Origin of the sequence: Salinarchaeum sp. IM2453, from assembly GCF_019693215.1 — an archaeon.
Taxonomy (GTDB): domain Archaea; phylum Halobacteriota; class Halobacteria; order Halobacteriales; family Salinarchaeaceae; genus IM2453.
In genome coordinates this window covers 1028985-1053182 of sequence record NZ_CP081183.1, presented here as the reverse complement: position 1 = coordinate 1053182, position 24198 = coordinate 1028985, and the positions used below count along the sequence as shown (strand labels likewise).

Here is a 24198-nt window from a genome sequence, read left to right as displayed (position 1 = left end):
GTAATGTTGCCACTAATACAACAAAATTAGGCAGAAATCTGTCCAATTAGCGGTAATAATTTCAGGAAAATAGAGCGAATGATAGTGATGCCTCTGGCCAGTCACCCGCTACCAGATCTGGAAGCCACCAACTTTGATGGCGTCACCGTGCTTGGCACCTGCGACGATCTCCTGTTCCTTGCCACGCCGATCGGTGAACTTGACGACCGTCTTTCGCAGCTCCTGGAGAATACCGTTATCAGTCTCCAGTGCTGCCAGCCCTCCGGCTCGTAAGATCCGCGTAATCTCGTCTTTTGTTCCTTGGACGTTCAGAACCAACTCCGTCCAGCCCTCAGCATGCTGCATCGAGCCGACACCAGGAGACTCGCGTGGCGTTAGATCACGCATCGACCCAACGTAGGTTTTAATCCACTTAGCGAATGGCGAGCCTTCTGGAGCGTGAATGGCATTATTAACAATATCTTCAGCAGTTTGACCGACCTTGTCAGACCAGTTTGCAATTGCTGTGTAAAAGTCCTGAATACGGTCTTTGATATACTCATCAGCAAGCCCGATCTTCCCGTCGACTTGCTCAATAATGGTATCAATTTTCTCAATAGCTCGGTAAACCGTCGACTTCGATACATCTGCTATCTCTGCTAGCTTTTCATAATGCATCTGGCCACCATCAGACATTGCTTTGACAACTTCCTCTTCACCGTCGCTTAGATCAGCTTGGGCCAGCTGGAGTGTTGCGATGTTTTCCTCGTGCTCTTGGACTTGCTCCATTGGATCAGCCAAGAGGTCAAGATCTTCGTCGCGATCATTCTCTTGTGGGTCGAAGTAAGCATCCTCGACGAACGACTCGTTTGCTGGATCCAAGTTCACGTCAGCCCACTGCAGACAATTAAGAAGCGTTTCCTCGAGTTGTTTCTTCAGCTGGTCGACGTCCTCCCAACTGACATACTCATCTGTGTACTCGTTATCGGTCGTATATTGCAGTTCCAACTTTGGGTGGCTAGTCGCTTCTCGCGTTGCCTTCTCTGGATTTTTCATATGATATGACTTCAAACGCATCCCGGCCATTCTTCCAGGAATGAGTTTGCTCCAGGAGCTCTGGCAGAGCGTCACTGCAGTGTAGTGTCCCATAATCTCTTCATTGTCCCACTTGAGCATACCTCGGGACCCCTTTCTTGAGCGTCCGAATGCCGTCAATCGATCAAGGAGTTTTCCAGCACCGACAATCTTCTCTTCACTAATCTCACGAAGCAACCGAACGTAGACTGCGAACGAATAGACGCGGCTCCACTCGTGAATCTTTCCAGAAGCGAAGTAATGCTGCTGTAATCCAAGCCGATCGGCGACAGCCTGAATGAGTGGAACAATCTCTTCGAGTGCAACATTCGATGAGTTCACTTGCACACGAATGCCATATGGCAGATCTTCGGGCATACTCTGGATTCGAGAGCCATCTGGTTTTGTGGCATCAGGCACAGAAGGTCGGAACTGAAGCGTCGCCTTCCGTGTTTTCTCTTCGGCCATATCATCATCGGCGTAGATGGCTATCTGATACTCGTCGTATGTATCGTATCCTTCGTCTTCTGCTGCAATGCCACCGTTCCAGTAGGCTTTCTTCGAATCGTTGATAATCCAGTCGTCACCGCAAACATCCTCTATCCAGACGTGGTCCTCCTCGTCGTACCAGTACTCGAAGTACTCATCATTAAACTGCCGACGAAGACCATGGTATGGACTTAATTTATCGTTCGGATCTGCAAACAGGAGATGCGCTCGGAATTCGTGGGTTTGTGTCCCTGTCAGTTCGCGATCTTCGAGGTGTTTTTCCATCGACTGCTCGCGGAGATCTGCATAGTCGATGTCCAGTTCCTCTTCATCGAGTTTTTCCTGTTGTTTTTCTTCGTATTCCTCGCGTTTGTCTTCGATAGCAGCGTCGTATTGATCCCAGAACTCCTCGTTTTGTGTCACGCCGGCATCCCCTCCGCTTTCTCAACGTTTCGGGTGGTATGCTCACAGATTGGACAGAAGTACGCCTGTCCAGTTTCTCGGACAAGTGTCCCACATTCACAGCACTGATAGGCTGTCTTGCTTTCATTTTCTTGGTCTGCTTTTTCATCGGCTCGTTTTCGGAGTTCCTCAGGATCTTCTGCCGTGTATCGTTCGTTGCGATCTCCGTGTTCTTCCAGGAAGGCTTCACGCTCTTCGAGCCAGCCCATGACCTGTTCGCGAGGGCCCTGATCGTGTCGACGCTCTGCAGCCTTCCAGGCTCGTAGTACATCTAAGTATGCAATCCCGCGAATACGAGCTCGGGCATGCGCGAGATTATCTTCTCCGTCAGTTGCGACAGCAGGTTTGTCAAGGAGCTCGATTGGATCCTCGCCGATTTCTTCATACAGCCGACGACGCCACTCTGGTTTTTCGCAGTTGCCTGCTTCGTATTCTCGCTCTGTCGGCGAGCGGAACTCAGTCATCGGCAGCCCCACCTCCAATTACTTCTTTTGGCTCGTCCTGTCGGATCCACTGCAGATCACGCCCACAGTGGCAGCATGGAAATTTGTCGAGTAGTGTCTCAACTGCCTCGTCGTTTGCTCCCTTTTGTGATTCCGTAAATTCGGCTGTTATTGCCAGGTGCTCGCCAGATCCATCAGCGTTCGGACACCCAACAATTAGGGTTGTCTTTTGGAGGTCTGTCTGATGGCGATACTCACTCATCAGCTGCCCCACCTCTGTTGCCGCCGTCAGTTGCGACTGACTCACTGGCAACGTCCTCAGGAGCTGGCCCGATGCCCTGCAGCACGTAGCAACTGAATTCCTCGTATTTCGACTCGACAGGGACGTATTCCTGGAGTGTTTCAAACGAGTCGAGTTCTGGCAGTGGATCCTCGAGTGCAAGTGACTTGAAGTCTGCAATGTGATCGATGCGACGGTCTAAGAATCGCTGTCGAACGCTTTCTGCAGTGCATTCGAGGACTTGGCCAGCGTATCTCCCTTTCGCAAAGATGCCATCTGGTCCGCGGATCAATAGCCAGTCAGCAAATGGATTGAAAAAGTCTGTATCTTCTGTTAGAACAACCTTGGCACGCCCAGTGACTAGGGCATCCTGCATTGCTTGCGTGACTGGAACAACCTTATGGCCACCATCAGGGACTGGACCTTTCCCGTAGTCGATTGAGTCATCAGCAAGGTGCCCCCGGTTGCGGTTAGGGTGTTCTGCTGGATCTGGTTGTGTCAGTTCTTTCCCAGCTGCCGAGCCTTTCTGCAGCCGGTTCTTACAATCACAGGCTAAGCACCGATGAACAACATTGTCTTCATCACCGAAGACGCGGGCGTATTGTTCGGTGACCTGTGCCCCGCAGTGTTGACACTGCGAGGTCATGCAGCATCACCCCCTGCTCGGGAGGCAAGAGTAAATAGCGTGGGTGCAAGAGTAACGCGCAGGGGACAGAGAAAGGTTTCCAGATGAAACTGAGGGGTAGATAAGTAGTATAAAAGAGTGGGATGTAAACCTTTAGTCGAGGTCCGGGCGTGGGAATTGAACCCACCTCACGGCCGCCACAGGGCCGTAGGATACCACTACCCCAGCCCGGACACGCACTGTAAAATACAACAGTGGCGTTAAAATACGTTACGACTTGGGGAGATCATGGCAAAAAAAGGAGCTGATTTTTAAGCGACAAAGTACAAAACAAACTTACAGTGGCAATCACGGATAAAATATACGTTAAGAACCATCGACAGATTGGAGCGCAACTTGATGCTGACATCCCTAAAGGGGCGTTCAAAGGTGCAACGATGGACCTGCTTTATAGGGGGAAAAATCTACAGAAGCTCGACGACACAACAAGAGATCGGATTTTAGATTTTGCCGAAGATTTCCTTGACTGTAGTTGTGATAATAATCCGTATTGTGGGTGTCCAGAGCGGAAATTTATCCGGTACCTGCTTGAGCTTCGAGCGCAGGGATTGAATGCTGAGGAAATTGTCGATGTCATGACATCAGATTATATGCTATATGCGTATCCGGGAGACATTTTATCATTTCTTGATGACGCTGTACGAACGCTTGAAGCGACCGGAGACCTAGCAAGCGTTGAGCACAATGACGAAATAGAACAAAAGGCACGACAGGCGGCAAAAGAACTGGCACGATAACGTAATGAAAGGGGACTATCGATAGTCAGAGCGGTCTGGCCGAAGTTCATTATCGTCATCAGCCGTGTGGAGATCGCGGTCAAGGTCCTCCAATTGGATAACATCTTTCTGTTCTTCGTTGTCGATACGGTCTTGCAGATGTGTCACGTATTCTTTGTACTCATCTAGTTGTTCTCTGAGATGTTTTGCCTCAAGTTCCAGACGCTCATGTTCACGTACAAAGCTGGTCGGTACTTCAACTGTCGGAGGAAATTCGTCAGAACCAGATCGGTCAGAAACAGTTGTCTCGTGCTCAGGAACGACTTCAACTTTGCCATCGTGAGCGATGAGCATGTCGACATAATCACGAAAAAGCGCAGACAGTGAAAGATCTCGTTCTTCCGCGATGGAACGGAGTTTCTCAAATGAGTCTTGGTTGACTCGGAACGAGACAGTCTTGTTTTTATTACTCATGTAAGTTACATTGGAGCACAATTTCTTTATTCCTTTGGCCAGAGCGATCAGCAGCTAAGTTGCTGATGCACGTCGAAAACAGAAAAAATGCCATAGCGTAGAGGTTGATTCTTTCCCATCAATAGCGGAGTGAGTATGTGCTTCGCACTATACTTGACATCCGCCCACGGCTTCAGCTGTGGGCGTTTGCCTCGCTACCGCTGTAAAGCATCAGGCACATGGAAGTTGTACAACAAAGACAGCCCCGTCTGGTTCGTTATCTTCAACCCACACTTTGCCATTGTGTGAGTCTATAAGCGTCTTTACAAGATACAACCCAAGTCCAGTCCCAGAGCTTTCAAGTCCTTTTTCACCACGTTCAAAGATCGTTTCTTTGCAATCATCGGGGATACCAGGGCCATTATCGACGATCTTAACCAAAACAGTGCTATCACTATATTCTGTGGAAATGCTGACACGAGGTATTTCTTTGTCATTATGCTCTACCGCATTGGAAATGAGATTTCGGAACACAGAATCGAGCATATCGCTAGATTTGACGTGTATATCGGGGACACCACCATCTGTTTGGATAACAGCATTCGAGTAGGCAGTTCGAAGATTATCGATAACCTGGTCAAGGACAGAAGGAAGGTGGAGTTCAGTTGGTTCCTCCGTTGTTGAAAGCATTGTATCAGCCACATCTCGTGCCGTTTCTGTAAGACCAACGGCGCGGATGGCACTATTTTTAACTCTTACAGACTATATCCCCGTCCTCAAGGAGCGACCAACGGGAGTGAGTAGGGCGGGGATACAGCCGTACACTCCGTGATTTTCCGAACGTTCAAGTGACAGTCAACCCAATAAGTCAGTAGTGGTTGAGGAGACGTTCAAGTACGCTGCAACGCCGGCAGACGCCGAGACAGCTACTGCTGCATGGGCCGATATTCAGACATGTCGAGAAGTATACAATCACGCGCTCACACAAGAATATCGGCCCCGTCCAGACTACAACAAACCATCCTATACAGAACTGCAGAACAACCTCACCGGCCCCAATGGATGGAAACAACGCTGGCCAGAGTGGCAAAACGTGTATTCCAAGTGCCTGCAAATGGCGATCCGCCGTATCAAGCAAAGCGAAAGCGTGCTTGAATCACTCCAAGACCGAGGGTATGAGGTTGGCCGGTTGAAATGGAAAGCCCCGCAAGAGTTCCGCAGCATTGTGTACAACCAGTCCGGTTTCGACGTGGATCATAACACGGACCGGACTGACCACGCAATCGTGAACTTCTCCAAAGTTGGTGACTTTCATCTCACCTACCACCGCCCACTCCCCGACGACGGCGAGATTACACAAATCATCCTGAAAAAAGAAAAAACCGGTGACTGGTCCGTCAGCATCGTTGTCGAGTACGACCCAGAATATCCGGAGAAACCGCCTGTCGAAGGTATTGAACCAGAAGAGACAGTTGGGATTGATCTCGGCATCACAACGTTCATTCACGACTCAGACGGTCGGTCGTTCGAATCACTTAACGAACAGCGTGACTGTGACCGTATTGAACGTCGCCATTGGAATCTCTCCCGCAAAGAGCACGGCTCAAACAACTGGGAGCAAGCCCGACAGCAACTCGCTCAAGCGTACGACCGGTTGCACAACCGGCGTGAAGACTACCGAGAGAAACTTGCTCACGAATACACGATGGAGTATGATGCAGTCTTTCTCGAAGATTTAGACGTGAAAGCGATGGCAGAAGATGATGGGACCAGTCGGAACATTGCATCGATGTCATGGCGGCAAACGATTCAAGCATTCAAACGCCATGGGAAGAAAAACGGGTGTCACGTGATTGAAGTGCCACCGGAAGGCACGACGAAACGCTGTTCACAATGTGGCTGTGAGACGGACAAGCCATTATGGGTACGTGAACATTCTTGTCCGGCGTGTAATTTTGAAGTTGATCGGGATTATAATTCAGCACTCGAAATCAAACGTCTGGGGTTGGAGCAACTTGGAGTGGAAGCACCTATGCAGACAGTAGGTCAGGACATGGCCGAATCAGCGCCTGCGGAGACTGCGCTCGCTGGGGAGACTGAGGACCCATCCGATAAGGTGTCTCCAAAGCGCGTCGTTGAACCAGGAAGCCCCTGCCTCGAGGAACGACCCGCGTCAGCGGTGAGTAAGTAGGCAGGGGTAGTTCACTAATTTCAGCGTATTTGTGATTTTCGTCTTCCTCAGGAAGATTGTCAGCTAAGAAGTCCGCATATGCAGAGACAAGTTGAAGTTCATTTCGGATGTCGTGTCGAAGGACTTGGTTCAGCAGTTGAAGATCATCACGTTGTGCTTCAAGTTGTTGCTCGTATTGTTTTTGAGTAGTAATGTCAGTAAGTGCACCAGAAAATTGCACAGGATCGCCGTCATCATTACATCTAACTTCTCCACGGGCCATGACCCACCGGACATCATCGTTCTGAGCATACACTCTGTATTCTTCTTCATAGCTACCGCAATTATTTATAGCTGTGTTGATTGCTTCTCTGATATCTTCTATATCATCCTCATGTATACGAGCAGTAACGTCATCAAGTGGAATCCCATGGCGAGCTTTTTCTGGATCAATCCCAAACAGCCGCGCAAATTCTGCATCTGCAATAAACCGATCGATAGGAACATACCAGTTCCATGTGCTAATGGCTCCTGCTTTGGTTGCTGACTGTATTGGCGTTTGAATATCTTGTACTGATTTCTCATAATGCCGGTTAGAGATATCGCGTCCAGTACCAACCAGACCAATAAAATCACGTTCGCTAGATGAAAGACGTTTTCCAGTCAGTTCATACGGGTATTGTGCTCCGGTAGCTGTTTCAAGATATGTTTCAATACGAATCTGACCGGATTCAAGTGTTTGTTCAATTGCATCCCTGAGAAGTTCACGCTCAGATTCCGGAACAAACTCCATTGCTTTCATGTCTGCCAACTCCGCCTCAGAGTATCCAGTCACATCAGCGAGATGGTCATTCCACCAGTACAAGCTACCATCCGGCTTGATGATATAGAATATGCTCGATAACTCATCAATCGCTTGCTGAAGGAGGTCTGGGTCCGAGATATCCGGTCGATGAGGGACCATAAAGCGTGTGTACAACAGTCACAAAGATACCTAAAAGAACCGGTAGAGAATTATGTCGATATGATGCCTACGATCACTTTACCATTCTGTGGGATCAAAACTTGGGAGGCATATTCTGCCCGCCGATACATCGGAGCTTCGTAATAGATGGTATACTCTTTGATGAGTCATTGCATGAAACGCTCTACAGAGATAGGAATCCGAGTTTCTCGTGACCTGATCCAGGAGCAGGTCACTCAGAGGGTTGCACTTGTTCTTGTGCGGATTCAAGATCCTCAAGCGCCGTGATAACTGTATCTTTGTGCGCACTGAGGTCGTTACCGTAGTGATCTACTGCGAGTTTCGCATACTCATCGACATCAGGATCGAATGATGTGATTCGATCGAGTGTTTGTTCCGCTGTTTCGGCAATCCATCGATCACGAACAGATTCTGAAACAACGGTAATTGACTCTGGTCGGACAGAAACATTGACTTGCCCCTCGTCAGTCTCATACGTACGGGGTTTACCAGAGACGGCAATATACTCAGGTGGCTCTAAGTTTCGGAGCATCGATGCAGCATCAGGCTGATACTGACCGGCGTAGACATAGAATGCGCCTGTCGGATCAACAATTCGCCCTCGCCAGTATTCGCTTTCATCACCAACATCCTCTTTTTCGGTTAATGTACCAACAATGAAGACACGATTTGCGCGGGCTCCGGTTGGCAGGAGTGCATAAAGTGGTGCGCGTTCATCATCTGACTCTTTGAACGTATATGTTGCATTATTGAACTCATCCGCAAATACGCGGCGCGCAACTTCTCGGGTAGGTGTCTGACTCATATTTATATCGACCTCGCTTTAATAAGCAGATCTTCTGTTGTTTCTGGTTTTCCAAGCGCTTCAAGATTATCAGCTAAGAGGTACCGACCAATGACGGGGCCTGAAACTCGATAGTATCGGCCAAGGATTTTCTGTGATATTTCTTCGACAACGACCGTAGTGTCAAGCGCATCCATTGCCATATCTTTTGCTTCCTCTAGCGTGATGCCTGTAATTTCTTCGGTCGTCTCCTTGTCGAGGATGACCTCATGTGCAGTAGAACCATCATCGATGACAGCCTTGACACGGAGGTCAAATTCGCCGTCTACGTCACCGTGCTCTGAGCATCGTCCGTTTTGCAGGACACGTGTGCAGTCATCTTTGGGACATCGCTTGATAAGTCCGGATCCGGACTGGATGTCAACAAGTGCACCTTCGATTTCCTGTGTACCATCACCAACAGTAATGTCTTTGTCTAATGTTTCGATGGTTGTTGTTCGGTTGAGTTTCACTGAATACTGCCCCTGATACTCGTCAGTCACAACATTAGAAAGGCGATAAACTTGATCTTCATCCAGTGTGGGTAGGTCGGATTTTGACCATTTAGTGAATTTAACTGTTCCTGTTTCATCACCTAATAGGCCGACCTGACCAATGGCATCACTCTGTGGTTCCCAGAGATCGATGACTTTGGCCTCGACAGTAATCCACTCTTCAGCAGAGTCAATGGATCCGATGTCAACGACAGAGTCCTGTTCATCTAATTCTGCCCGGTCTATTCCCGCCTCTTCGACATACCGTGCAATGAGGCTACGGCGTGCTTCTTCGATGGGTACCTTGTATTCATCAGTTAAGGTTTGCAATCGGTTGTGGACCTCTTCAATCGAGAGATCTACATGATCATCTAGTCGATCGCGGACTTGCTCCGCGTGCTCTTGCAAATTAGTCATAGCTGTCTCCTGCCTCCGCGTGTGTGTCAAGTGGGAGGTGCATATAACTACGGCATTCTCGTATAAGAGTATTTGGTAGTTAATTCAGATTATGACATAGAGAGTCTACAAGTGCTGTTATTGGAGATAAGCAAATAGTATTAGTAAATCAGCGTGACAAATGAGGCTACAGTCAGGAACGCATTCGTCCACCGTCAACTGGTATGGAGGCCCCATTCACAAAGCTAGCTCGAGGACTAGAAAGGAATGCTACGACATCACCAAGTTCAGCTGGATCACCAATTCTATTCATTGGGATATCACTTGACCAATCATCAAGACCTTCTCCATAATTGTCATACTCTCCACGGTCAAGGGCTTGAGTAATAAGATCCTCAATACGGGGTGTCTCATGTGCAGCGGGCAGTACAGCGTTTGCACGAACTTCCGGTGAAAGTTCTCGAGAGACAGTCTTGATAACTCCAATGACAGCACGGCGCACAGCATTAGAAAGGATAAGTCCATCAATTGCCTCCTTAACGCTTGTTGAGGTGATTGCAGTTATTGATCCTGAGTTACTCTCTGCAAGATAGGGATAGGCTTCTCGAACCGCACGGACGTGACTCATGACCAATAAGTCATATGCAGAGTACCAGTTATCATCATTCATCTCAAGGAATGGTCCACTTGGAACGCCGCCAGCAGACGTAACAACATGGTCGAGACTACCAAAGGTGTCGACAGTTTCCTCAACTAAAGCAGCGATTTCTTCATCTTGTGTGATATCTGCTTGTACGGCGAGGACATCTCCACCGTCAATTGCCAGAAGTTCCTCTTCTGCCGTTGCCAGACGATCCTCTGTTCGACCACAGATAGTAACATTTGCACCCTCACGAACCAAAGATTTAGCACTTGCCAAGCCAAGGCCACTGGTACTTGCAGTAACGAGTGCTGCATTATTTTCAATACCTAAGTCCATATAAAATGGTCATGACATCAACGACTATAATTCCGCGGGGATATCACCGGTGTAAAAAGAGACATCAAGTGAATTGACACTATGTGTAAGGGACCCCATTGAGATAACATCTACGCCGGTATTTGCATATTCATCGACAGTTTCAACCGTTATTCCTCCACTTGCTTCAAGAATAACAGACGGGTCAGTGTCCTCGACAACACGTTCAATTTCATTTGGAGAAAAGTTATCAAGAAGAATTATATCAGCACTAGTATCAGCTGCGATCAGAGCCTCTTCATATGTTTCTGTCTCGACTTCGATCTTCGTTGTAAATGAAGTGCGCTCCTGGAAGTGTTCGACAGCGTGTTCCAGTCCCATTTCGGAGATATGGTTTTCTTTGACCATGACCATATGTGAGAGATTAAGTCGGTGTGTGTCGCCTCCTCCAGCCACAACAGCATGCTTCTCAATTTCACGCAGTCCAGGCGTCGTTTTGCGGGTTGCTGCAATTGTGATATCCGGGTTATGTTCGCGAGCACGACAGACAGCTTTGCTGGTTTTTGTGGCAATCCCAGAAGCGTGACCGAGGAGATTAAGTGCAACCCGTTCAGCACGAAGCAGGGCTGATATGACCCCTTCAACAGTCACAACGACATCACCCTCATCAACAACGTCACCATCAGAAACATGTTGGGTGACATCTGCATCAAGGTATTCAAACACAGCGGTTGCTACGTCGACTCCAGCAATGGTTCCAGATTCCTTTACAACGACCTGTCCGGTTGTAGAGCCGGAAATCTTGTTATTTACGTCGTTCATCCCGAGATCTTCACGTAACCACCGTTCAATCTGCGTATCAGTGATCAGCATATCAGTCACATTTGAGGCGCAGGATCTGCAGATTCAACAAGTTGATGACAGCCAACCGAATCAGTTTCACTGGCTGCCTGCGTGATAAGTAGAGCTGTCACGGCGGCATTTCGAAGTTCATACAGTGATCGAGAGGTCCGTGTGCGTGCGTAAGCATCAATTTCTCCTTTGATTCGACGAAGCTCTGCCTGGGCGTTCTGTAGATCATCACGTGTACGCGTGATCCCGGCAGACCTACCCACTATCTGCTGAATACGCTTAAACTTGGCATCAGTAAACTGATCTGGTAGTTGGGGGTCAATGGTCGTTACGTCAGGTGTTTCAACGGCAGTAGCTGATTTACCGGCAGCATCATTGCCTGCTCGAACGCCCCAAACAAGACCTTCAAGTAACCCAGTAGAGGCAAGGCGGTTAGCGCCATGTACTCCGGTACGGGCACATTCACCAACAGCGTATAGTCCATCAACAGTTGTTCGTCCATGGGTGTCAACTACAACACCTCCGCAGAGGAAGTGTTGGGCGGGAGCAACAGGAATACCAGCATCAATATCAACATCGTGTTGCTCACACTTTGCTGCTAAGTCAGGAAACGTCGACTCAAAATCAAAAGACGAGACATCAAGGTAAACTGTTCCAGTCTGTGAACGTTCGCTTGAAACAGCTCGGGCAACGACATCACGAGGAGCAAGTTCAGCATCTACATGATAATCAGGCATAAATCGTACATCGTTTCCATTTCGTAGAACAGCACCTTCACCGCGGACAGCTTCACTGATCAAAAATAACTCGTCAGGATCATCAGCTGCATAGGCGGTAGGGTGAAACTGGACAAAAGCCATATCCGCAGTTTGAGCACCGACAAGCGAAGCCATACCAATACCATCGCCAGTAGCAGCTGAAGGGTTTGTGGAGTACGGATAAAGAGTCCCGATCCCACCGGTTGCAAGAATCGTATTACCTGCAAATATGACTCGGGATGTGTTTGAGTCCTCAACTATTGCCCCATGTACAGTGTCATGTTCAGTGATCAACTCTAGTGCTGTACTATCGTCGTAGATGCGCACGGATTGGTGGTTTTGAAGATATTCAAAAAATGGACGAAGAATGTGTTTTCCGGTGGAGGCTCCAACGTGCAGGATGCGTCGAGTAGAGTGGGCTGCTTCCTGTCCATATGCAAACTCGTCGTTCTCCTTATCGAACGGCACATCAAGAGTTTCGATCAAGACATCTTCGATCACGCTCGGAGCTTCATTAACCAAGATGTCGACAGCATTTGGATCGGCAGTGTTGTCACTGGCATCGATGATATCTTGCTTAAATTGATCTGCATCATGTCGGGTGGTCGCAATTCCGCCTTGCGCCCAGCCGGTCGAAGTTTCATCAGCGTGAGTAGCCTTAGTTACAAGAGCCACATTATCTCCGTTACGCGCCGCACTAAGTGCGGCTGCGCAACCAGCGATTCCGCTACCTATAACAAGGACGTTCGTTGATTCAGTTGTGCTCATGTTTAGCTTACCCAGTTAGTTCAAGCATCCGGTCAAGCGCCAATTCCGCTTCGTTTGAGGTATCTTTTGGAACATCAATGACATTGTGTACAGTGTCTTGCTGTAATTCCTCAAGAATCCACGTCAGATAGTTGGGATCGATCTGGCGCATAGCATTACAATCCATGCAGGCATCGCCACAAAGTGGCACGACATTAACGTCTGAATGCCATCGATCTAGATGCTTAGCGAGATGAACCTCTGTTCCGATAGCCCACGTTTCGCCCGGATCTGCAGTGCTAACAGTATTCCGAATAGTGCTAGTCGACCCAACAACGTCGGCTGCTTCAACAACCTCACGACGACATTCAGGATGAACAACAACCTGTGCATTAGGGTGTTTCTCACGGACTTCAGCTATGTGTTTGGCTTGAAATCGGTCATGGACTTGGCAATAACCGTCCCAGAGAATAATTTTGGCGGATGCCAGTTCGGACATATCTGTCGCTTCCGGGTTCCATGGGTCGAAGACAGTAATTTCCTCTTCTAGTCCTAACTGATAGGCTGTATTACGTCCGAGGTGTTTATCTGGCATAAACAGAACTGCATCCCCTTTTGAGAGAGCCCATTCAAAGACATTTTTCGCGTTTGATGAGGTACACACAGCACCGCCGTTTTCGGCTGTAAATGCTTTTAGATCAGCATAGGAATTCATGTAAGTGATTGGAATGATATTCCGTTCCGGAGCAGCGGCGGCAAGTTGTTCCCAAGCAGCATCAACCTGTATTGCTTCAGCCATCCCAGCCATTGGACAGGAAGCTTCAATGGATGGTAACAGAACATTCTGACTGTCATCAGTGATAATATCTGCTGATTCAGCCATGAAAGTAACGCCACAAAACACAACATATGGGGCATCAGCTGAGGCTGCCTTCTTCGATAGTTCATAGGAGTCGCCAACAAAATCAGCGTGTTCAACGATTTCTTGGCGTTGATAATTATGACCAAGAACGACTACGTCATCACCTAATCCGTCTAATGCTGATTGGATACGGTTGTGGCGTTCTTCTTGTGACAAAGATTGATACTCTTCAGGAAGCTGTGCAAGATGATCATATTTGAAGAGACTTAGTTCGGATTCAGTCTCGGCTGTCTCAAGGTCAGACATTATGGCTTATGCTATCATAGAGCGGTACTATGAAAAGATTTTCTCTTCAAAAACATGCTTCGGGGAAAAATTATGTAAATGTTGCCTGTTCTTCAATTCAGAGAACATGAAGATGGAAAGGAAGTCTCAAGCGTGTTCTCGTCAAGGCCTGAACATGGAAGACACAGAGGCTCTCAGAGATCGAGTGCTTAATGGGGACCTCCGGTTACACGAGTTAGAGGATTACACAGATCGTGAAACGGCGATTGCAGTCCGGCAGGAAGTGATCAAAGAGCAAACTGGCACAAGTGTAAACGCAATTGATAGGTATGGCTTTTCTGAAGAAGAGATTGAGCCAAATATCGAGAATGCAATTGGAGGAACGGAGATTCCGATTGGTGTGGCTGGAGCCGTTTCGATAAGCGGGAATTATGCAAGTGGAGAGTACTATCTACCGCTCGCAACAACAGAGGGAGCACTTGTTGCATCAGTTAACCGAGGGTGTTCTGTGATTGACAAGGCTGGCGGAGCGACAACGCGCGTCATGCAATCAGGGATGACAAGGGCGCCAGTATTTCAAGTAGAAAGCGTCGCAGAAGCAGAAACAGTCGTCAACTGGATCAAGACAAATATGGATCAACTACAGGAGACAGCTGAATCAACAACAAGTCACGGTGAACTGCTTGATATTGATCCATATGTTGTTGGCGATTCAATTTACCCCCGATTTATTTATGATACAAAGGATGCGATGGGGATGAACATGGCGACAATTGCAACCAGAAAGGCAAGCGAGCTTATTGAAGAAGAAACACCAGCACGACTTGTCGCTATTTCCGGGAATCTCTGTAGCGACAAAAAACCAGCAGCGATCAACGCAATTGAAGGACGAGGGAAAACAGTAATTGCAGAAGTACTTATTCCTGAAGACCAAGTGCAAGAACAACTTGGAACGACATCGGACGCAATTGAGGAAGCAAATACACGAAAGAATTTAGTTGGATCTGCAAAGGCTGGGTCACTGGGATTCAACGCACATGCTGCAAATGTGGTTGCTGCAATGTTTCTTGCGACAGGGCAAGATGAAGCACAAGTTGTAGAAGGAGCAAATACAATTACAACGGTTGAATCGCGATCTGAAGGGTTATATATGAGCGTATCACTCGCAAGTCTTGAAGCCGGAACGGTAGGAGGCGGAACAAGTCTACCAACTCAGCAAGAGGCACTAGAAATAATTGGCGTAGCTGGTGGAGGTGATCCCCCAGGAAGTAATGCCGGAGAACTGGCAGAGGTTATTGCTACAGGAACGTTAGCTGGAGAGCTTTCGTTACTTGCTGCACTTGCATCACGGCATTTATCCGGGGCACACGAGGATTTGGGGAGATAAGTCTAAACTCAGTTTTTATGCATAGCAAATAAGGCAGAGATAACGAATTTCGACCCGAAGTTGTTGGCTCAGTAGTCAAATGATTTAGATGTATGACTCCCTGCTGTGTCAGATCAAGCGGTAAGTGCCTCGGTGTTTAGAGACATCTCCTGTCTCAACTAGTTTAGGCAGGGCTTTGTTCACGTAGTCTGGACTCACACCTCTATCAGAGGCATATTCAATAATGTCGGTCTCGGTAGGACTGTTAAGCGTATCAATGGCATCAAGTACAATCTCACGATTGCTTTTAGTGGCTGTCGATGAGTCAGAAGCTGCTGCCTGTGCAGCATCTGGGTCAACGCCGAAGGATGAGAGGTATTCTTCGTCAGTGACGCCAACGTCATCAATTTGATCATCCATCTCAGAATATGAATCAAGTTGATCATAACCGTCAGCTTGATCTTGTTCATCAGCGAGTAACTGTGCGCGGAGCTCTTTTGCTTGTGTCTTATCGTTAGCCTCTGCTAAAGTACGAAGACGATCAGTCTGGTACCGAGTACTACAACGAGGGCATTTACTGGTTACAGGTTGACCGTCTATAATCCAGAGCATCGAACAGTTTCGGCATCCTACAACAGAATATCGGGTCATTTGTGTTCATTTATCAGTTGTTGGTAATACGATTTCGTTATTCAGCTCAGAGCGCGTAACAAGCTCGTTCCATTGGCAATTACGCGTCGAATAGTGAATAACATGTTTGTGTTTTAACATTTATTGTGCGAGTACAATTATATAAGATACAAGTTTGTCATCCAAAAGTCATGATAGGCACTCTTAAGTGCCTCTTCAGGAGATCCAGTCGCATCAACTGCAGTTGTTGTATCTGGGTCAACATCGAGGTCGCCCAGAACAGATTGTTCACCAACAAGAATTAGTCGGTCAAATTGGCGGTTCGATAATTCTCGCTGACACTCATTGAGATGTTGAGTCCGTTGTTCCTCACGTCGCCGCTCGAACCGGTCTTGGGAGAAACCGCCTTTAGAATGGTCACCCATAACATCAGAAGTAAATCCGGTCACAGAGAGTTGTTCGTCCCCACGATATTCTGCCATGGCAAAGAGGTCACTGCGGACGAGTGCAAATGTATACTCTCCAGTGGGAAGGAACCAAGAGCGGTCAAGTGACAAAGTATTATCCCACTCAACGAACGGTTCAGGTTGAATAGGAGGTGAAAAGGCGGCACTTAGCAAACTATCTTCATCAGCAACAGCGATACAAGGAGCTGCTCGCGATAACAGAGCTGATCGTTTACCGAACGTTTGACGAAGCTCATCTGGTACAGTATTGACGATTGCGGCAGTTACAACGGACTCCTCTTGGCTAGTCAGAGTCATCCAACGGTCAAGAATTGCTTCAGTTTCTGATTTCGATAAGTGTTTGCGGCCTCGGTAGTATAATTCTTGAGAATCATCAGAAAGTCGGTCAACCTCTCCTTGTAACTGAGCAATGCGGTCTTCCATACGGTTGATCTGTTCGGCTGCTTCTTGTCGCTCTCGAACAGCCTCTTTACGACGTTTATCAGCTTTTTGTAATTGTTCTTCAAGCCGATCGCGTTTATCCTGAAGTTCAGAGACCTTTGTTTCGAGTTCATTGATCCGTTCCTTGAGTTCGGAACGACCAAGCAGGTCGTCGATCATTATATAGAAATCGGGGGGGGAAACACTTCTAGGTTCCGACGGTTGGTGAACTACCCCTGCCACAAGGAGTCGACAACGGCGGCGAGTAGAATGAAGTAGTTTACCATTGAGTCTCGTTGCACTACTAATAACTGCAGAAAATTACGACGAAAGAAATCGCAATGCCTGTTAGGCAGGGCGGATATTGATTTGTCGTGGACCCATCGGAGATATTCGATGCATTTCCAGCACCATCATACAGAGGTCACCAGGAACAAGCCCTGAGATCTATCCAGGATGCATTTGAAGCAGGAAACAAAGTAGTCTTAGTCCAAGCACCAACAGGAAGTGGAAAATCATTATTAGCTCGGGCAATATGCGGTTGTGCGAGATCAAGGGGACAAGAAGATAAAGCAACACTGACAGGAGCCTACTATACAACACCACAAGTATCACAGTTAGATGACGTTGCAGAAGATCAGCTTCTTGATGATTTTTCGATTGTTCGAGGAAAGAACAATTATCAGTGCATTCTACCAGAAGAGCGTGACACTGCCGTGAATCATGCTCCCTGTGTTCGAAAGCAAGGTTATGAATGTTCAGTTCAGCATCGGTGTCCGTACTATGTGGATCGGTCGGGGGCAGCGACCGGTTCAATCGCGGCAATGACGCTTGCATATTTCATGCGAACAGCTGGGTCAGATGTATTTGGCCCTCGAGATATCTGTGTAATTGACGAAGCACATGGATTAGGCGAATGGGCAGAGATGTACGCGACAATTGAACTGAATAAGGATACAGTTCCAGTCTGGGACGATTTATCGATTCCGGATATAGAAGGTATAGATAGTGCTGTTAACTTTGCAGCACAGGTGATCAATAAGAGCCAACGAGTGCTTAAACAGCTAACAAAAAGCCAAGAGCTTTCAGCAGCTGACATCCAGGTTCGCGATCGACTACAAGAACGTATCTCCGAACTCCAGTGGTTTATTCAGGACGTTGAAAATGCAGAAAGTACGACTACGTGGTTGACGAGCCAAGGAGATCAAAAAACAGTAACAATCAAACCACTTGAGCCAGCTCGTTATTTGAATCATACTGTTTGGGAACGAGCACAGCATTTTGCACTCCTATCAGCAACGATTCTGAATAAGGAAGCATTCTGTCGGAGTGTTGGGCTGGATTCGGAGCAAGTTGCACTCGTCGAGATTGATCATACATTCCCTGTTGAAAACCGCCCATTGTACGATGTCACGTGCGGCAAGATGACTAGAAAACATCGTTCGAAAACCCTTCCAAAGATTGCTGAGACAATTGGAAAAGTTATGACCAAGCATGCCGATCAGAAAGGAATTGTGCACTGTCATGCGTACACGATTCAAAACCAACTCATTGATGAGTTGGAGACGCTTGGTGTTGGAGATCGGCTTTGGGTGCATAACCGAGACAACAGAGAAGATATTCTCAAAACATGGAAACAGTCATCTGGAAATGGCGTCTTGATGTCAGTCAAAATGGAAGAAGCACTTGATCTGGAAGGAGACTTAGCTAGGTGGCAAGTGCTCTGTAAGTCTCCATATCCAAATACGAATGATGCTCGAGTCGAGTACCGGCTAGAGCAAGACCGTTGGGCTTGGTATTTCCGGAACACACTGCGTACGATCATTCAGGCAAGCGGCCGAATCGTTCGAACACCGGATGACTATGGGGCAACATATGTCGCAGATAAGTCAATTCTTGAAGTATTCCAGCGAATAAAAGCAGATATTCCACCGTGGTTTCAAGAAGCAATCGATCGGATAGAAAAACCTAATCTTCCAGAGACAATTAAAAGTAAATCCGCCACAAGTGTAGGATCTGAATCTACAGAGATGCAGAAACAAAGACAAGGGTCTCAAAACGACCGTTCATCCAAACAACAGTCAGACGGGCCACTGAGTGATGTTTGGGGATCGTAGCGAATCATTTCGCTGCGGTGTTCATTCTACTGCTCAAAATGAGACAGCAGCCATTGCGATCATTGACGTAAACATAAGCGCCGCAAAGAAAATCGCTATGAGTTTATCACGGCTCATACCAATCATACTGTAGATAGACACTCATTACTTAATAATCTCGCGAATAATACGGTTGATATGCGAGTAGGAGTGGTTTCGGATATACATTCCAACAAGCCAGCACTAGATGCCGTGTTGGCAGATATGCCAGACGTGGAATTGCTCGTCAACGCTGGGGACATCGTTGGGTACAATCCATGGCCTGCTGAGTGTGTAGAGCGAGTTCGTGATAGTCAGATTCCATCCGTACAGGGTAATCATGACAGAGCAGTTGCTCAACAAACTGGATTTCGATTCAATCGAATGGCAGGGGCAGGCGTAGAACATGCACAGAGTGAGCTATCTAAAGAACAGCGTGAGTGGCTACAGACATTGCCACAAACTCGGACCGCAGTGGATGGCCGAGTAAAGATTGTACACGGGCATCCTGATGATCCAGATCGATATACTTACCCTGAAAATTTTAGTGAAAAGCTATTGTCGGACGAAGAAGTGCTCGTGATGGGTCATACGCATATACAGCACGCAGAAACGTATTCAAGCGGAGTTGTGGTAAATCCGGGGAGTGTAGGGCAACCGCGAGACGGGAATCCGAAGGCAGCGTATGCTGTGGTCAATTTGAAGACATGGGACGTTGAGCTTCGTCGAGTTAAGTATGATATTGAGGCAGTTGTTGACGCTGTAGAAAAGGCATCGTTACCAAGACGGATTGGAAGTCGGCTTCGACGTGGTGAGTAATCAGAACTGACTTTGGACAATTTCTAGAGTTTCTTCCCGATCATCCCAATCAATGAAGATTGCAATTGAAGTTGCACTTGTGATGAGATCATGAATATTAATGCGCGCATCTGCAATAGGCGCAATGACATCCTGTAAGATACCCGGTCGATTAGGAAGTTCACCGCCAGTGATACGAATAACCGCAACGTCCTTGTCAACAGTTACACTGGATAATTGGTCAAGATCAACGATGGTTGAATGTAAGACATCCTCTGCCTCAGCGGCTAATGACTCATCGATGTAGAATGTAATTGAGTCCATCCCCGAAGCAACAGCATCGACATTGATGTCGTGATCTCCTAGTGCTGTCGAAACTCGTTGTAGGATACCAGGCGTATTTCGAATTGCACGACCAGCAATGGTCAAGCAGGCAAGCGGATCTTCTCGCATATCGACAAGACTACGAAATTCACCTTCGATACGGGTTCCACCAGTAAGTAAGTCCCCGTGTTGATAGTGTGTGACACGAACATCCATTCGATCATCTTTGTATGCCAAAGCACTAGGCGCGACGACCTCAGCTCCCCGGAAAGATAGGTTGCGGAGTTCATCAACCGTAATCTCACCCACATTTCGAGCACCTTCGACAACAGTTGGATCACCAGTCATAACTCCTTCAACATCGGTGACAATAACAACTTCATCTGCATTCATGTACTTACCGAGCATTACGGCCGTTGTATCAGATCCTCCGCGCCCCAGGGTTGTCATGTTACCGTCTTTTGTCTGGGCAAGAAAACCAGTAATGACCGGCACGACATTGTCCATCTTGTCTGCTAATTTTGATGCCCATTTCTTTGTTTCCTCAACAATAACTTCACCACGTTCATCAGTGATCACCGGCCAAAGTTCATGACCTGGTTCAATGAACATAGCGTTAACACCTCGAGAAGCTAAGGCAGCTTTGAGCATTCTGACAGAGGTGCGCTCACCCATACTGACAATTTCTGCTTGGTCAGATTCATCAGCGTTAAATGTAATTTCGCTTAGGAGATCATCCGTAGTATCACCCATTGCTGAGGCGACAACCGCTATTTCGTGCCCCTGTTCAACTGCTTTAGCGATACTATCAGCGGCTCGTTCGATACGATCTCCACTTCCAAGGCTTGTTCCACCAAACTTCGCTACAACTCGCATATAATCACCCTTGAAGATTGTTGCATGGTTCGTTGTTCCATAACGTTGGTCTTTTGTATGGGTTAACGTTGTCCTTACGATTCCGGTTGAAATGAATATGATCTGGGAAATCCTGTAATTTGACGTTCGTTTTCCCCAATCGCGCCGCAGATTTATTATCCATGAGGATGTTTATCATATAATGGATGAATATACGGGATGCGGTAGAAGCTGATGCAGAGGCAATGGTTGATATTGCTGACGCACCGGCAGATGTGATGCGAAACCTAATTCATGATCGGACAGTTCGCGTTGCCGAACCAGAAGAAGGGATTAATGACATGGATCCGCACGCGGATACAGAAGCGCGAAGCACAGATCTACTCGGATTTGTAAGCTTTGATGCTAGAGATCAAACGGTCTATATCACACAACTGGATGGGACGAAAGAGGCGTGTAAACAGTTACTTGGAGAACCGATTCGATTCGCAGAACAGGAGGATATGGATATTGAGCTACTTGTTCCCCTTCCACGAGAGGACATCGCTGAAGCAGCTGAAGAAGTCGGATTTCGTCGATCAGGCCGGGGACCGGATTTTGAAGGAACTCCAACAATCAAATACCGAAAATCACGGCGGTGATATATCCATTAAGTAAATACTGAGGTGCACAGTCTATTATTTATGAGCTACCATGAGTGCGATCAGTGAACGGAAGAAGCTGTATCCTATGATAATAAACAAAATTAGTTGGAGAAAATGGTTGTTACCGAGCTCAGTGAACTGCCTCGGGGCTTAACCCCGAGGCACTCTGCCTGCTCTGCCTGTAGATGCTCAAATTATGCTAAAACGTATGTACAGTAACATTAAGAGTATCTAAATCAACAACAGGGACTCCAGCGACATCAGGGACTAAGTCGACACTTTTCTGGAACTCTGTCTGGGATTGCCAGCATCCAGAGTTAATAGCTAATACGCCATGATATTTGCCAAACCCACGCTTATGAACATGTCCCGTGTGGAAGATATCTGGGATTTCATCAATAACTAGGTAATCCTCAGGCTCAGGAGCAAGCCGCATGTGACCCCCATACTGCGGTGCAAGATGACGTTTCTTGAGCAGCTGATGCATCGGAAGATGTGGATCATCATAAGTAGCTTTATCATCAGGAAGTTCAGCAATGAGTTCATCAAGAGAGACGCCATGGTACATCAAAACAGATACTCCCTCAATCGTCACTGTCGAAGGATTACCAGAAATACGCGCATCATGAACTGCCATAATATCCCGTAATTCCTGATCAAATCCTGGCTGAGGTTCAGCTAGCCTAACAGCATCGTGGTTACCGGGGATCATAATGATCTCAATATCATCGGGCACCTCTTTGAGATATTCTGAAAATTGTTCGTATTGTTCATATATGTCAACGATTTCAAGTTCCTCATCTTGTCCAGGGTAAACACCAACACCTTCGACCATGTCACCAGCAATAAGAAGATATTCAATAGACTCAGCTTCCGGCTTATGGAGCCAACTGGTAAATTGGTGCCAAGCATCCTCTACGAAGTCAACGCTACCAACATGGACATCACTGATCAGAGCAGCCTGAACATGTCTGTCAGCCGTAGAAGGAGTGTATGTACGCGGAATATCAGGAAAGCGAACTGAATCCGCGAATAGTATACCGCTGTCATCAGATAATGTTCCCTCAACAGCGATTACCTCATCAAGAAGTAATTCATCTACAACCTCAGCAATATCTCGGTCTTTCATGATGAGACATGGAAATGTACCGTGGGGATCTTCTAATTCGATAAGCCAGTGTCCATTGCTAGTAGAACGAACATCATTTACCATACCGATGAGTGCGGCATCAGATCCTCCACTCATCTTCTCGACTGAGTCAGTCGGCCGATGATTTACACGGCTACGAAGCTGATTGGATAGCTTCTCATATCTGTCCCGAAAGAGCTTAACAAAGTCATCGTATTCGCCTGTTCCGATACTTTCACCGGTAACATCGCCACAGATGTCAACAGTCTGGCGTTCAAGCGAGCGACCAGAATTGCGCGAAGATGATCCGGCTGATGAATTCACCCCCTCCATTTCATCTGGAGATTCTTTTGACTGACCTGAGAGATTTTTAGAATTGTCAAGGTGTTGGTCTGCACTTGAAACCGAGGGGTCTGTGTTGAATGACTGAGGAGATGAGGTTTGATTCTCAGGAATACCATCAAGTGCTTGTTTAACTATATTGGAAGTGAGGATCAGCGTATCATCCGGAACACTCTGAATTATTTCATGGGTTGCAGCCTGAGGATTGTCTAGGTTAGAAAGATACTTGACCGCGTCCGGATCTGCATTATATCCATGGTCAAGGAGTAGTTGGACGACCTGCTCGGAAGACTCAGAATACACATAAAGTTATATTCAGTCGTGGGCAAAAAGAATACCGAGTTTTACTACACGATATGTGAGTCGAAGAGATTCCCGTTGGCTCCCAGAAAATTGATTGACTTGCTAGACGTAGATGTGACTAATGTCTGATATGGAGAGTCAGTCGGAAGATAACGAAACAGTAGAAAAAGATGAAGGTACACCTTCTCCGACTGAACAGCCAATTCAATGGTACATTAATTCTACTCACTGGGCCATCGTAATGTCCAGAGATGTATTAGCTGCACTGGCGATCGTAGCAGTTATCGGAGGCGTTCTCGTGGGTATTACAGGTGTTTGGCCGCCGCTTGTAGCAGTTGAAAGTGGAAGTATGGAACCAAATATCCAGGAAGGGGACCTTGTTCTTGTTGTAGACAACGAACGGTTTGTACATGATGCAGCAACAGACGATGGGATTGTGACTCGGGAAGACGGCGAAGACGCTGGACATGAACGGTTTGGAGCATCAGGAAGTGTCATAGTATTTCAGCCAACCGACGAAAGTGATACTCCAGTCATACATCGAGTTGAACGATATGTAGAAGCTGGCAATGACTGGACAGACGGGTTGAATGTCTCGTGTGAAGAGGTAGAAAACTGTGAAGCTGATCGGTCCGGGTATATTACAAAGGGTGACGCGAATGATCAATACGACCAAGCAAGAAGCTATGAGATTGTAGAGAAAGATCAAATTAGAGGAAAAGCACTGATTAGAATACCATATCTTGGTCGAGTGCGGTTATTATTCAATTAATTTAATTGTTAATTCTGTACACTTTGTGTGTATCGATGAATGCTTGTAGCTGATAGCAGGCGTTACATCCCCATCTTCAAGTAGCATCACAACAAAGCGAGG

General features: G+C 47.2%; 24 protein-coding genes, 1 tRNA gene and 1 pseudogene. 7 read left to right on the top strand and 19 right to left on the bottom strand.

The genetic code is table 11. From position 1 onward, the window contains the following. Positions 1 to 108 precede the first annotated feature (108 nt). From K0C01_RS04980 to K0C01_RS04960, 5 genes are all read right to left on the bottom strand, one after another. Positions 109 to 1965, bottom strand: coding sequence for a DUF7845 domain-containing protein (locus K0C01_RS04980; RefSeq protein WP_221170928.1), 1857 nt, complete (start codon positions 1963 to 1965; stop codon positions 109 to 111). After that, positions 1962 to 2468 carry a DUF8129 domain-containing protein gene (locus K0C01_RS04975; RefSeq protein ID WP_221170927.1) on the bottom strand — a complete coding sequence of 169 codons (507 nt, stop codon included), beginning with the start codon at positions 2466 to 2468 and terminating at the stop codon, positions 1962 to 1964. Before K0C01_RS04975 ends, K0C01_RS04980 begins: the two co-directional genes overlap by 4 nt. After that, positions 2461 to 2709, bottom strand: a complete 249-nt coding sequence (locus K0C01_RS04970) for a hypothetical protein (RefSeq protein ID WP_221170926.1) — start codon at positions 2707 to 2709, stop codon at positions 2461 to 2463. Before K0C01_RS04970 ends, K0C01_RS04975 begins: the two co-directional genes overlap by 8 nt. Then, entirely contained in the window at positions 2702 to 3373 is a 672-nt protein-coding gene (locus K0C01_RS04965; RefSeq protein ID WP_221171279.1) for a DUF7563 family protein, read from the bottom strand. The genes K0C01_RS04970 and K0C01_RS04965 overlap by 8 nt, the downstream gene beginning before the upstream one ends. 141 nt (positions 3374 to 3514) lie before the next feature. After that, positions 3515 to 3585: transfer RNA gene (locus tag K0C01_RS04960), tRNA-His, on the bottom strand. 108 nt (positions 3586 to 3693) lie between these two features. Here K0C01_RS04960 and K0C01_RS04955 point away from each other — a divergent pair. Continuing rightward, positions 3694 to 4149 (top strand): DUF5814 domain-containing protein, encoded by a 456-nt coding sequence (locus K0C01_RS04955; protein WP_221170925.1) that lies wholly within the window; start codon positions 3694 to 3696, stop codon positions 4147 to 4149. A gap of 15 nt (positions 4150 to 4164) precedes the next feature. Here K0C01_RS04955 and K0C01_RS04950 read toward each other — a convergent pair whose 3' ends face one another. Together K0C01_RS04950 and K0C01_RS04945 are read right to left on the bottom strand one after the other, a co-directional pair. Then, entirely contained in the window at positions 4165 to 4602 is a 438-nt protein-coding gene (locus K0C01_RS04950) for a DUF8146 domain-containing protein (protein ID WP_221170924.1), read from the bottom strand. A gap of 210 nt (positions 4603 to 4812) precedes the next feature. Then, positions 4813 to 5271, bottom strand: coding sequence for a sensor histidine kinase (locus K0C01_RS04945; RefSeq protein WP_221170923.1), 459 nt, complete (start codon positions 5269 to 5271; stop codon positions 4813 to 4815). A gap of 184 nt (positions 5272 to 5455) precedes the next feature. On the opposite strand from K0C01_RS04945, the gene K0C01_RS12735 reads away from it, so the two are divergent. Next, positions 5456 to 6772 (top strand): RNA-guided endonuclease InsQ/TnpB family protein, encoded by a 1317-nt coding sequence (locus tag K0C01_RS12735; RefSeq protein WP_255568403.1) that lies wholly within the window; start codon positions 5456 to 5458, stop codon positions 6770 to 6772. Positions 6773 to 6944: 172 nt separating this feature from the next. Here K0C01_RS12735 and K0C01_RS04940 read toward each other — a convergent pair. The 7 genes and pseudogenes from K0C01_RS04940 to nadA all read right to left on the bottom strand — a co-directional run. Beyond that, positions 6945 to 7715: pseudogene (locus tag K0C01_RS04940) on the bottom strand (PAS domain-containing protein); the annotation flags it as partial. Positions 7716 to 7947: 232 nt separating this feature from the next. Beyond that, positions 7948 to 8541, bottom strand: a complete 594-nt coding sequence (locus K0C01_RS04935) for an RPA family protein (RefSeq protein WP_221170921.1) — start codon at positions 8539 to 8541, stop codon at positions 7948 to 7950. A 2-nt stretch (positions 8542 to 8543) separates the two neighbouring features. Continuing rightward, positions 8544 to 9470: a replication factor A gene (locus K0C01_RS04930; RefSeq protein WP_221170920.1), complete on the bottom strand. Its 927-nt coding sequence runs from the start codon at positions 9468 to 9470 to the stop codon at positions 8544 to 8546. Positions 9471 to 9642: 172 nt separating this feature from the next. Further along, positions 9643 to 10428, bottom strand: coding sequence for an SDR family oxidoreductase (locus K0C01_RS04925; protein WP_221170919.1), 786 nt, complete (start codon positions 10426 to 10428; stop codon positions 9643 to 9645). A gap of 24 nt (positions 10429 to 10452) precedes the next feature. Then, positions 10453 to 11277 carry a carboxylating nicotinate-nucleotide diphosphorylase gene (gene nadC, locus K0C01_RS04920; RefSeq protein WP_221171201.1) on the bottom strand — a complete coding sequence of 275 codons (825 nt, stop codon included), beginning with the start codon at positions 11275 to 11277 and terminating at the stop codon, positions 10453 to 10455. Between the two features lie 8 nt (positions 11278 to 11285). Next, positions 11286 to 12785, bottom strand: coding sequence for an L-aspartate oxidase (locus tag K0C01_RS04915; protein WP_221170918.1), 1500 nt, complete (start codon positions 12783 to 12785; stop codon positions 11286 to 11288). A 7-nt stretch (positions 12786 to 12792) separates the two neighbouring features. Beyond that, positions 12793 to 13932, bottom strand: a complete 1140-nt coding sequence (gene nadA / locus K0C01_RS04910) for a quinolinate synthase NadA (protein WP_221170917.1) — start codon at positions 13930 to 13932, stop codon at positions 12793 to 12795. A 154-nt stretch (positions 13933 to 14086) separates the two neighbouring features. Here nadA and hmgA point away from each other — a divergent pair, with 154 nt between their 5' ends. Continuing rightward, positions 14087 to 15298: a hydroxymethylglutaryl-CoA reductase (NADPH) gene (gene hmgA / locus K0C01_RS04905; RefSeq protein ID WP_221170916.1), complete on the top strand. Its 1212-nt coding sequence runs from the start codon at positions 14087 to 14089 to the stop codon at positions 15296 to 15298. Between the two features lie 108 nt (positions 15299 to 15406). On the opposite strand, the gene K0C01_RS04900 is transcribed toward hmgA, so the two are convergent. Together K0C01_RS04900 and K0C01_RS04895 are read right to left on the bottom strand one after the other, a co-directional pair. Beyond that, positions 15407 to 15928 carry a DUF5817 domain-containing protein gene (locus K0C01_RS04900; protein WP_221170915.1) on the bottom strand — a complete coding sequence of 174 codons (522 nt, stop codon included), beginning with the start codon at positions 15926 to 15928 and terminating at the stop codon, positions 15407 to 15409. Positions 15929 to 16065: 137 nt separating this feature from the next. Continuing rightward, positions 16066 to 16974, bottom strand: coding sequence for a Vms1/Ankzf1 family peptidyl-tRNA hydrolase (locus K0C01_RS04895; RefSeq protein WP_221170914.1), 909 nt, complete (start codon positions 16972 to 16974; stop codon positions 16066 to 16068). A 194-nt stretch (positions 16975 to 17168) separates the two neighbouring features. Here K0C01_RS04895 and K0C01_RS04890 point away from each other — a divergent pair, with 194 nt between their 5' ends. Further along, positions 17169 to 18911, top strand: a complete 1743-nt coding sequence (locus tag K0C01_RS04890; protein ID WP_221170913.1) for a helicase C-terminal domain-containing protein — start codon at positions 17169 to 17171, stop codon at positions 18909 to 18911. Positions 18912 to 18944: 33 nt separating this feature from the next. Here the strand turns inward: K0C01_RS04890 and K0C01_RS04885 are convergent, their stop codons facing one another. After that, positions 18945 to 19037: a surface glycoprotein gene (locus tag K0C01_RS04885; RefSeq protein ID WP_221170912.1), complete on the bottom strand. Its 93-nt coding sequence runs from the start codon at positions 19035 to 19037 to the stop codon at positions 18945 to 18947. Between the two features lie 51 nt (positions 19038 to 19088). Here K0C01_RS04885 and K0C01_RS04880 point away from each other — a divergent pair, with 51 nt between their 5' ends. Further along, positions 19089 to 19748, top strand: coding sequence for a metallophosphoesterase family protein (locus K0C01_RS04880; RefSeq protein WP_221170911.1), 660 nt, complete (start codon positions 19089 to 19091; stop codon positions 19746 to 19748). Here K0C01_RS04880 and K0C01_RS04875 read toward each other — a convergent pair whose 3' ends face one another. After that, on the bottom strand, positions 19749 to 20927 hold the full coding sequence (locus K0C01_RS04875; RefSeq protein WP_221170910.1) for an aspartate kinase: 1179 nt from the start codon (positions 20925 to 20927) through the stop codon (positions 19749 to 19751). It abuts the gene before it with no gap. A 185-nt stretch (positions 20928 to 21112) separates the two neighbouring features. Here K0C01_RS04875 and K0C01_RS04870 point away from each other — a divergent pair, with 185 nt between their 5' ends. Further along, positions 21113 to 21547, top strand: a complete 435-nt coding sequence (locus K0C01_RS04870; protein WP_221170909.1) for a hypothetical protein — start codon at positions 21113 to 21115, stop codon at positions 21545 to 21547. A gap of 202 nt (positions 21548 to 21749) precedes the next feature. Here the strand turns inward: K0C01_RS04870 and K0C01_RS04865 are convergent, their stop codons facing one another. Continuing rightward, positions 21750 to 23324 (bottom strand): DNA-directed DNA polymerase II small subunit, encoded by a 1575-nt coding sequence (locus tag K0C01_RS04865; RefSeq protein ID WP_221170908.1) that lies wholly within the window; start codon positions 23322 to 23324, stop codon positions 21750 to 21752. Between the two features lie 121 nt (positions 23325 to 23445). Between K0C01_RS04865 and K0C01_RS04860 the strand changes: the two genes are divergently transcribed. Beyond that, positions 23446 to 24096: a S26 family signal peptidase gene (locus tag K0C01_RS04860; RefSeq protein ID WP_221170907.1), complete on the top strand. Its 651-nt coding sequence runs from the start codon at positions 23446 to 23448 to the stop codon at positions 24094 to 24096. Positions 24097 to 24198: the final 102 nt, after the last annotated feature.

Excerpts from the sequence above, each read along its gene's own strand:
- K0C01_RS04975 (WP_221170927.1), bottom strand. The coding sequence starts at position 2,468 with ATGACTGAGTTCCGCTCGCCGACAGAGCGAGAATACGAAGCAGGCAAC.
- K0C01_RS04970 (WP_221170926.1), bottom strand. The coding sequence starts at position 2,709 with ATGAGTGAGTATCGCCATCAGACAGACCTCCAAAAGACAACCCTAATT.
- K0C01_RS04965 (WP_221171279.1), bottom strand. The coding sequence starts at position 3,373 with ATGACCTCGCAGTGTCAACACTGCGGGGCACAGGTCACCGAACAATAC.
- K0C01_RS04950 (WP_221170924.1), bottom strand. The coding sequence starts at position 4,602 with ATGAGTAATAAAAACAAGACTGTCTCGTTCCGAGTCAACCAAGACTCA.
- K0C01_RS04945 (WP_221170923.1), bottom strand. The coding sequence starts at position 5,271 with ATGCTTTCAACAACGGAGGAACCAACTGAACTCCACCTTCCTTCTGTC.
- K0C01_RS04935 (WP_221170921.1), bottom strand. The coding sequence starts at position 8,541 with ATGAGTCAGACACCTACCCGAGAAGTTGCGCGCCGCGTATTTGCGGAT.
- K0C01_RS04930 (WP_221170920.1), bottom strand. The coding sequence starts at position 9,470 with ATGACTAATTTGCAAGAGCACGCGGAGCAAGTCCGCGATCGACTAGAT.
- K0C01_RS04925 (WP_221170919.1), bottom strand. The coding sequence starts at position 10,428 with ATGGACTTAGGTATTGAAAATAATGCAGCACTCGTTACTGCAAGTACC.
- K0C01_RS04915 (WP_221170918.1), bottom strand. The coding sequence starts at position 12,785 with ATGAGCACAACTGAATCAACGAACGTCCTTGTTATAGGTAGCGGAATC.
- nadA (WP_221170917.1), bottom strand. The coding sequence starts at position 13,932 with ATGTCTGACCTTGAGACAGCCGAGACTGAATCCGAACTAAGTCTCTTC.
- hmgA (WP_221170916.1), top strand. The coding sequence starts at position 14,087 with ATGGAAGACACAGAGGCTCTCAGAGATCGAGTGCTTAATGGGGACCTC.
- K0C01_RS04900 (WP_221170915.1), bottom strand. The coding sequence starts at position 15,928 with ATGACCCGATATTCTGTTGTAGGATGCCGAAACTGTTCGATGCTCTGG.
- K0C01_RS04895 (WP_221170914.1), bottom strand. The coding sequence starts at position 16,974 with ATGATCGACGACCTGCTTGGTCGTTCCGAACTCAAGGAACGGATCAAT.
- K0C01_RS04885 (WP_221170912.1), bottom strand. The coding sequence starts at position 19,037 with ATGATTGGTATGAGCCGTGATAAACTCATAGCGATTTTCTTTGCGGCG.
- K0C01_RS04880 (WP_221170911.1), top strand. The coding sequence starts at position 19,089 with ATGCGAGTAGGAGTGGTTTCGGATATACATTCCAACAAGCCAGCACTA.
- K0C01_RS04875 (WP_221170910.1), bottom strand. The coding sequence starts at position 20,927 with ATGCGAGTTGTAGCGAAGTTTGGTGGAACAAGCCTTGGAAGTGGAGAT.
- K0C01_RS04870 (WP_221170909.1), top strand. The coding sequence starts at position 21,113 with ATGAATATACGGGATGCGGTAGAAGCTGATGCAGAGGCAATGGTTGAT.
- K0C01_RS04860 (WP_221170907.1), top strand. The coding sequence starts at position 23,446 with ATGTCTGATATGGAGAGTCAGTCGGAAGATAACGAAACAGTAGAAAAA.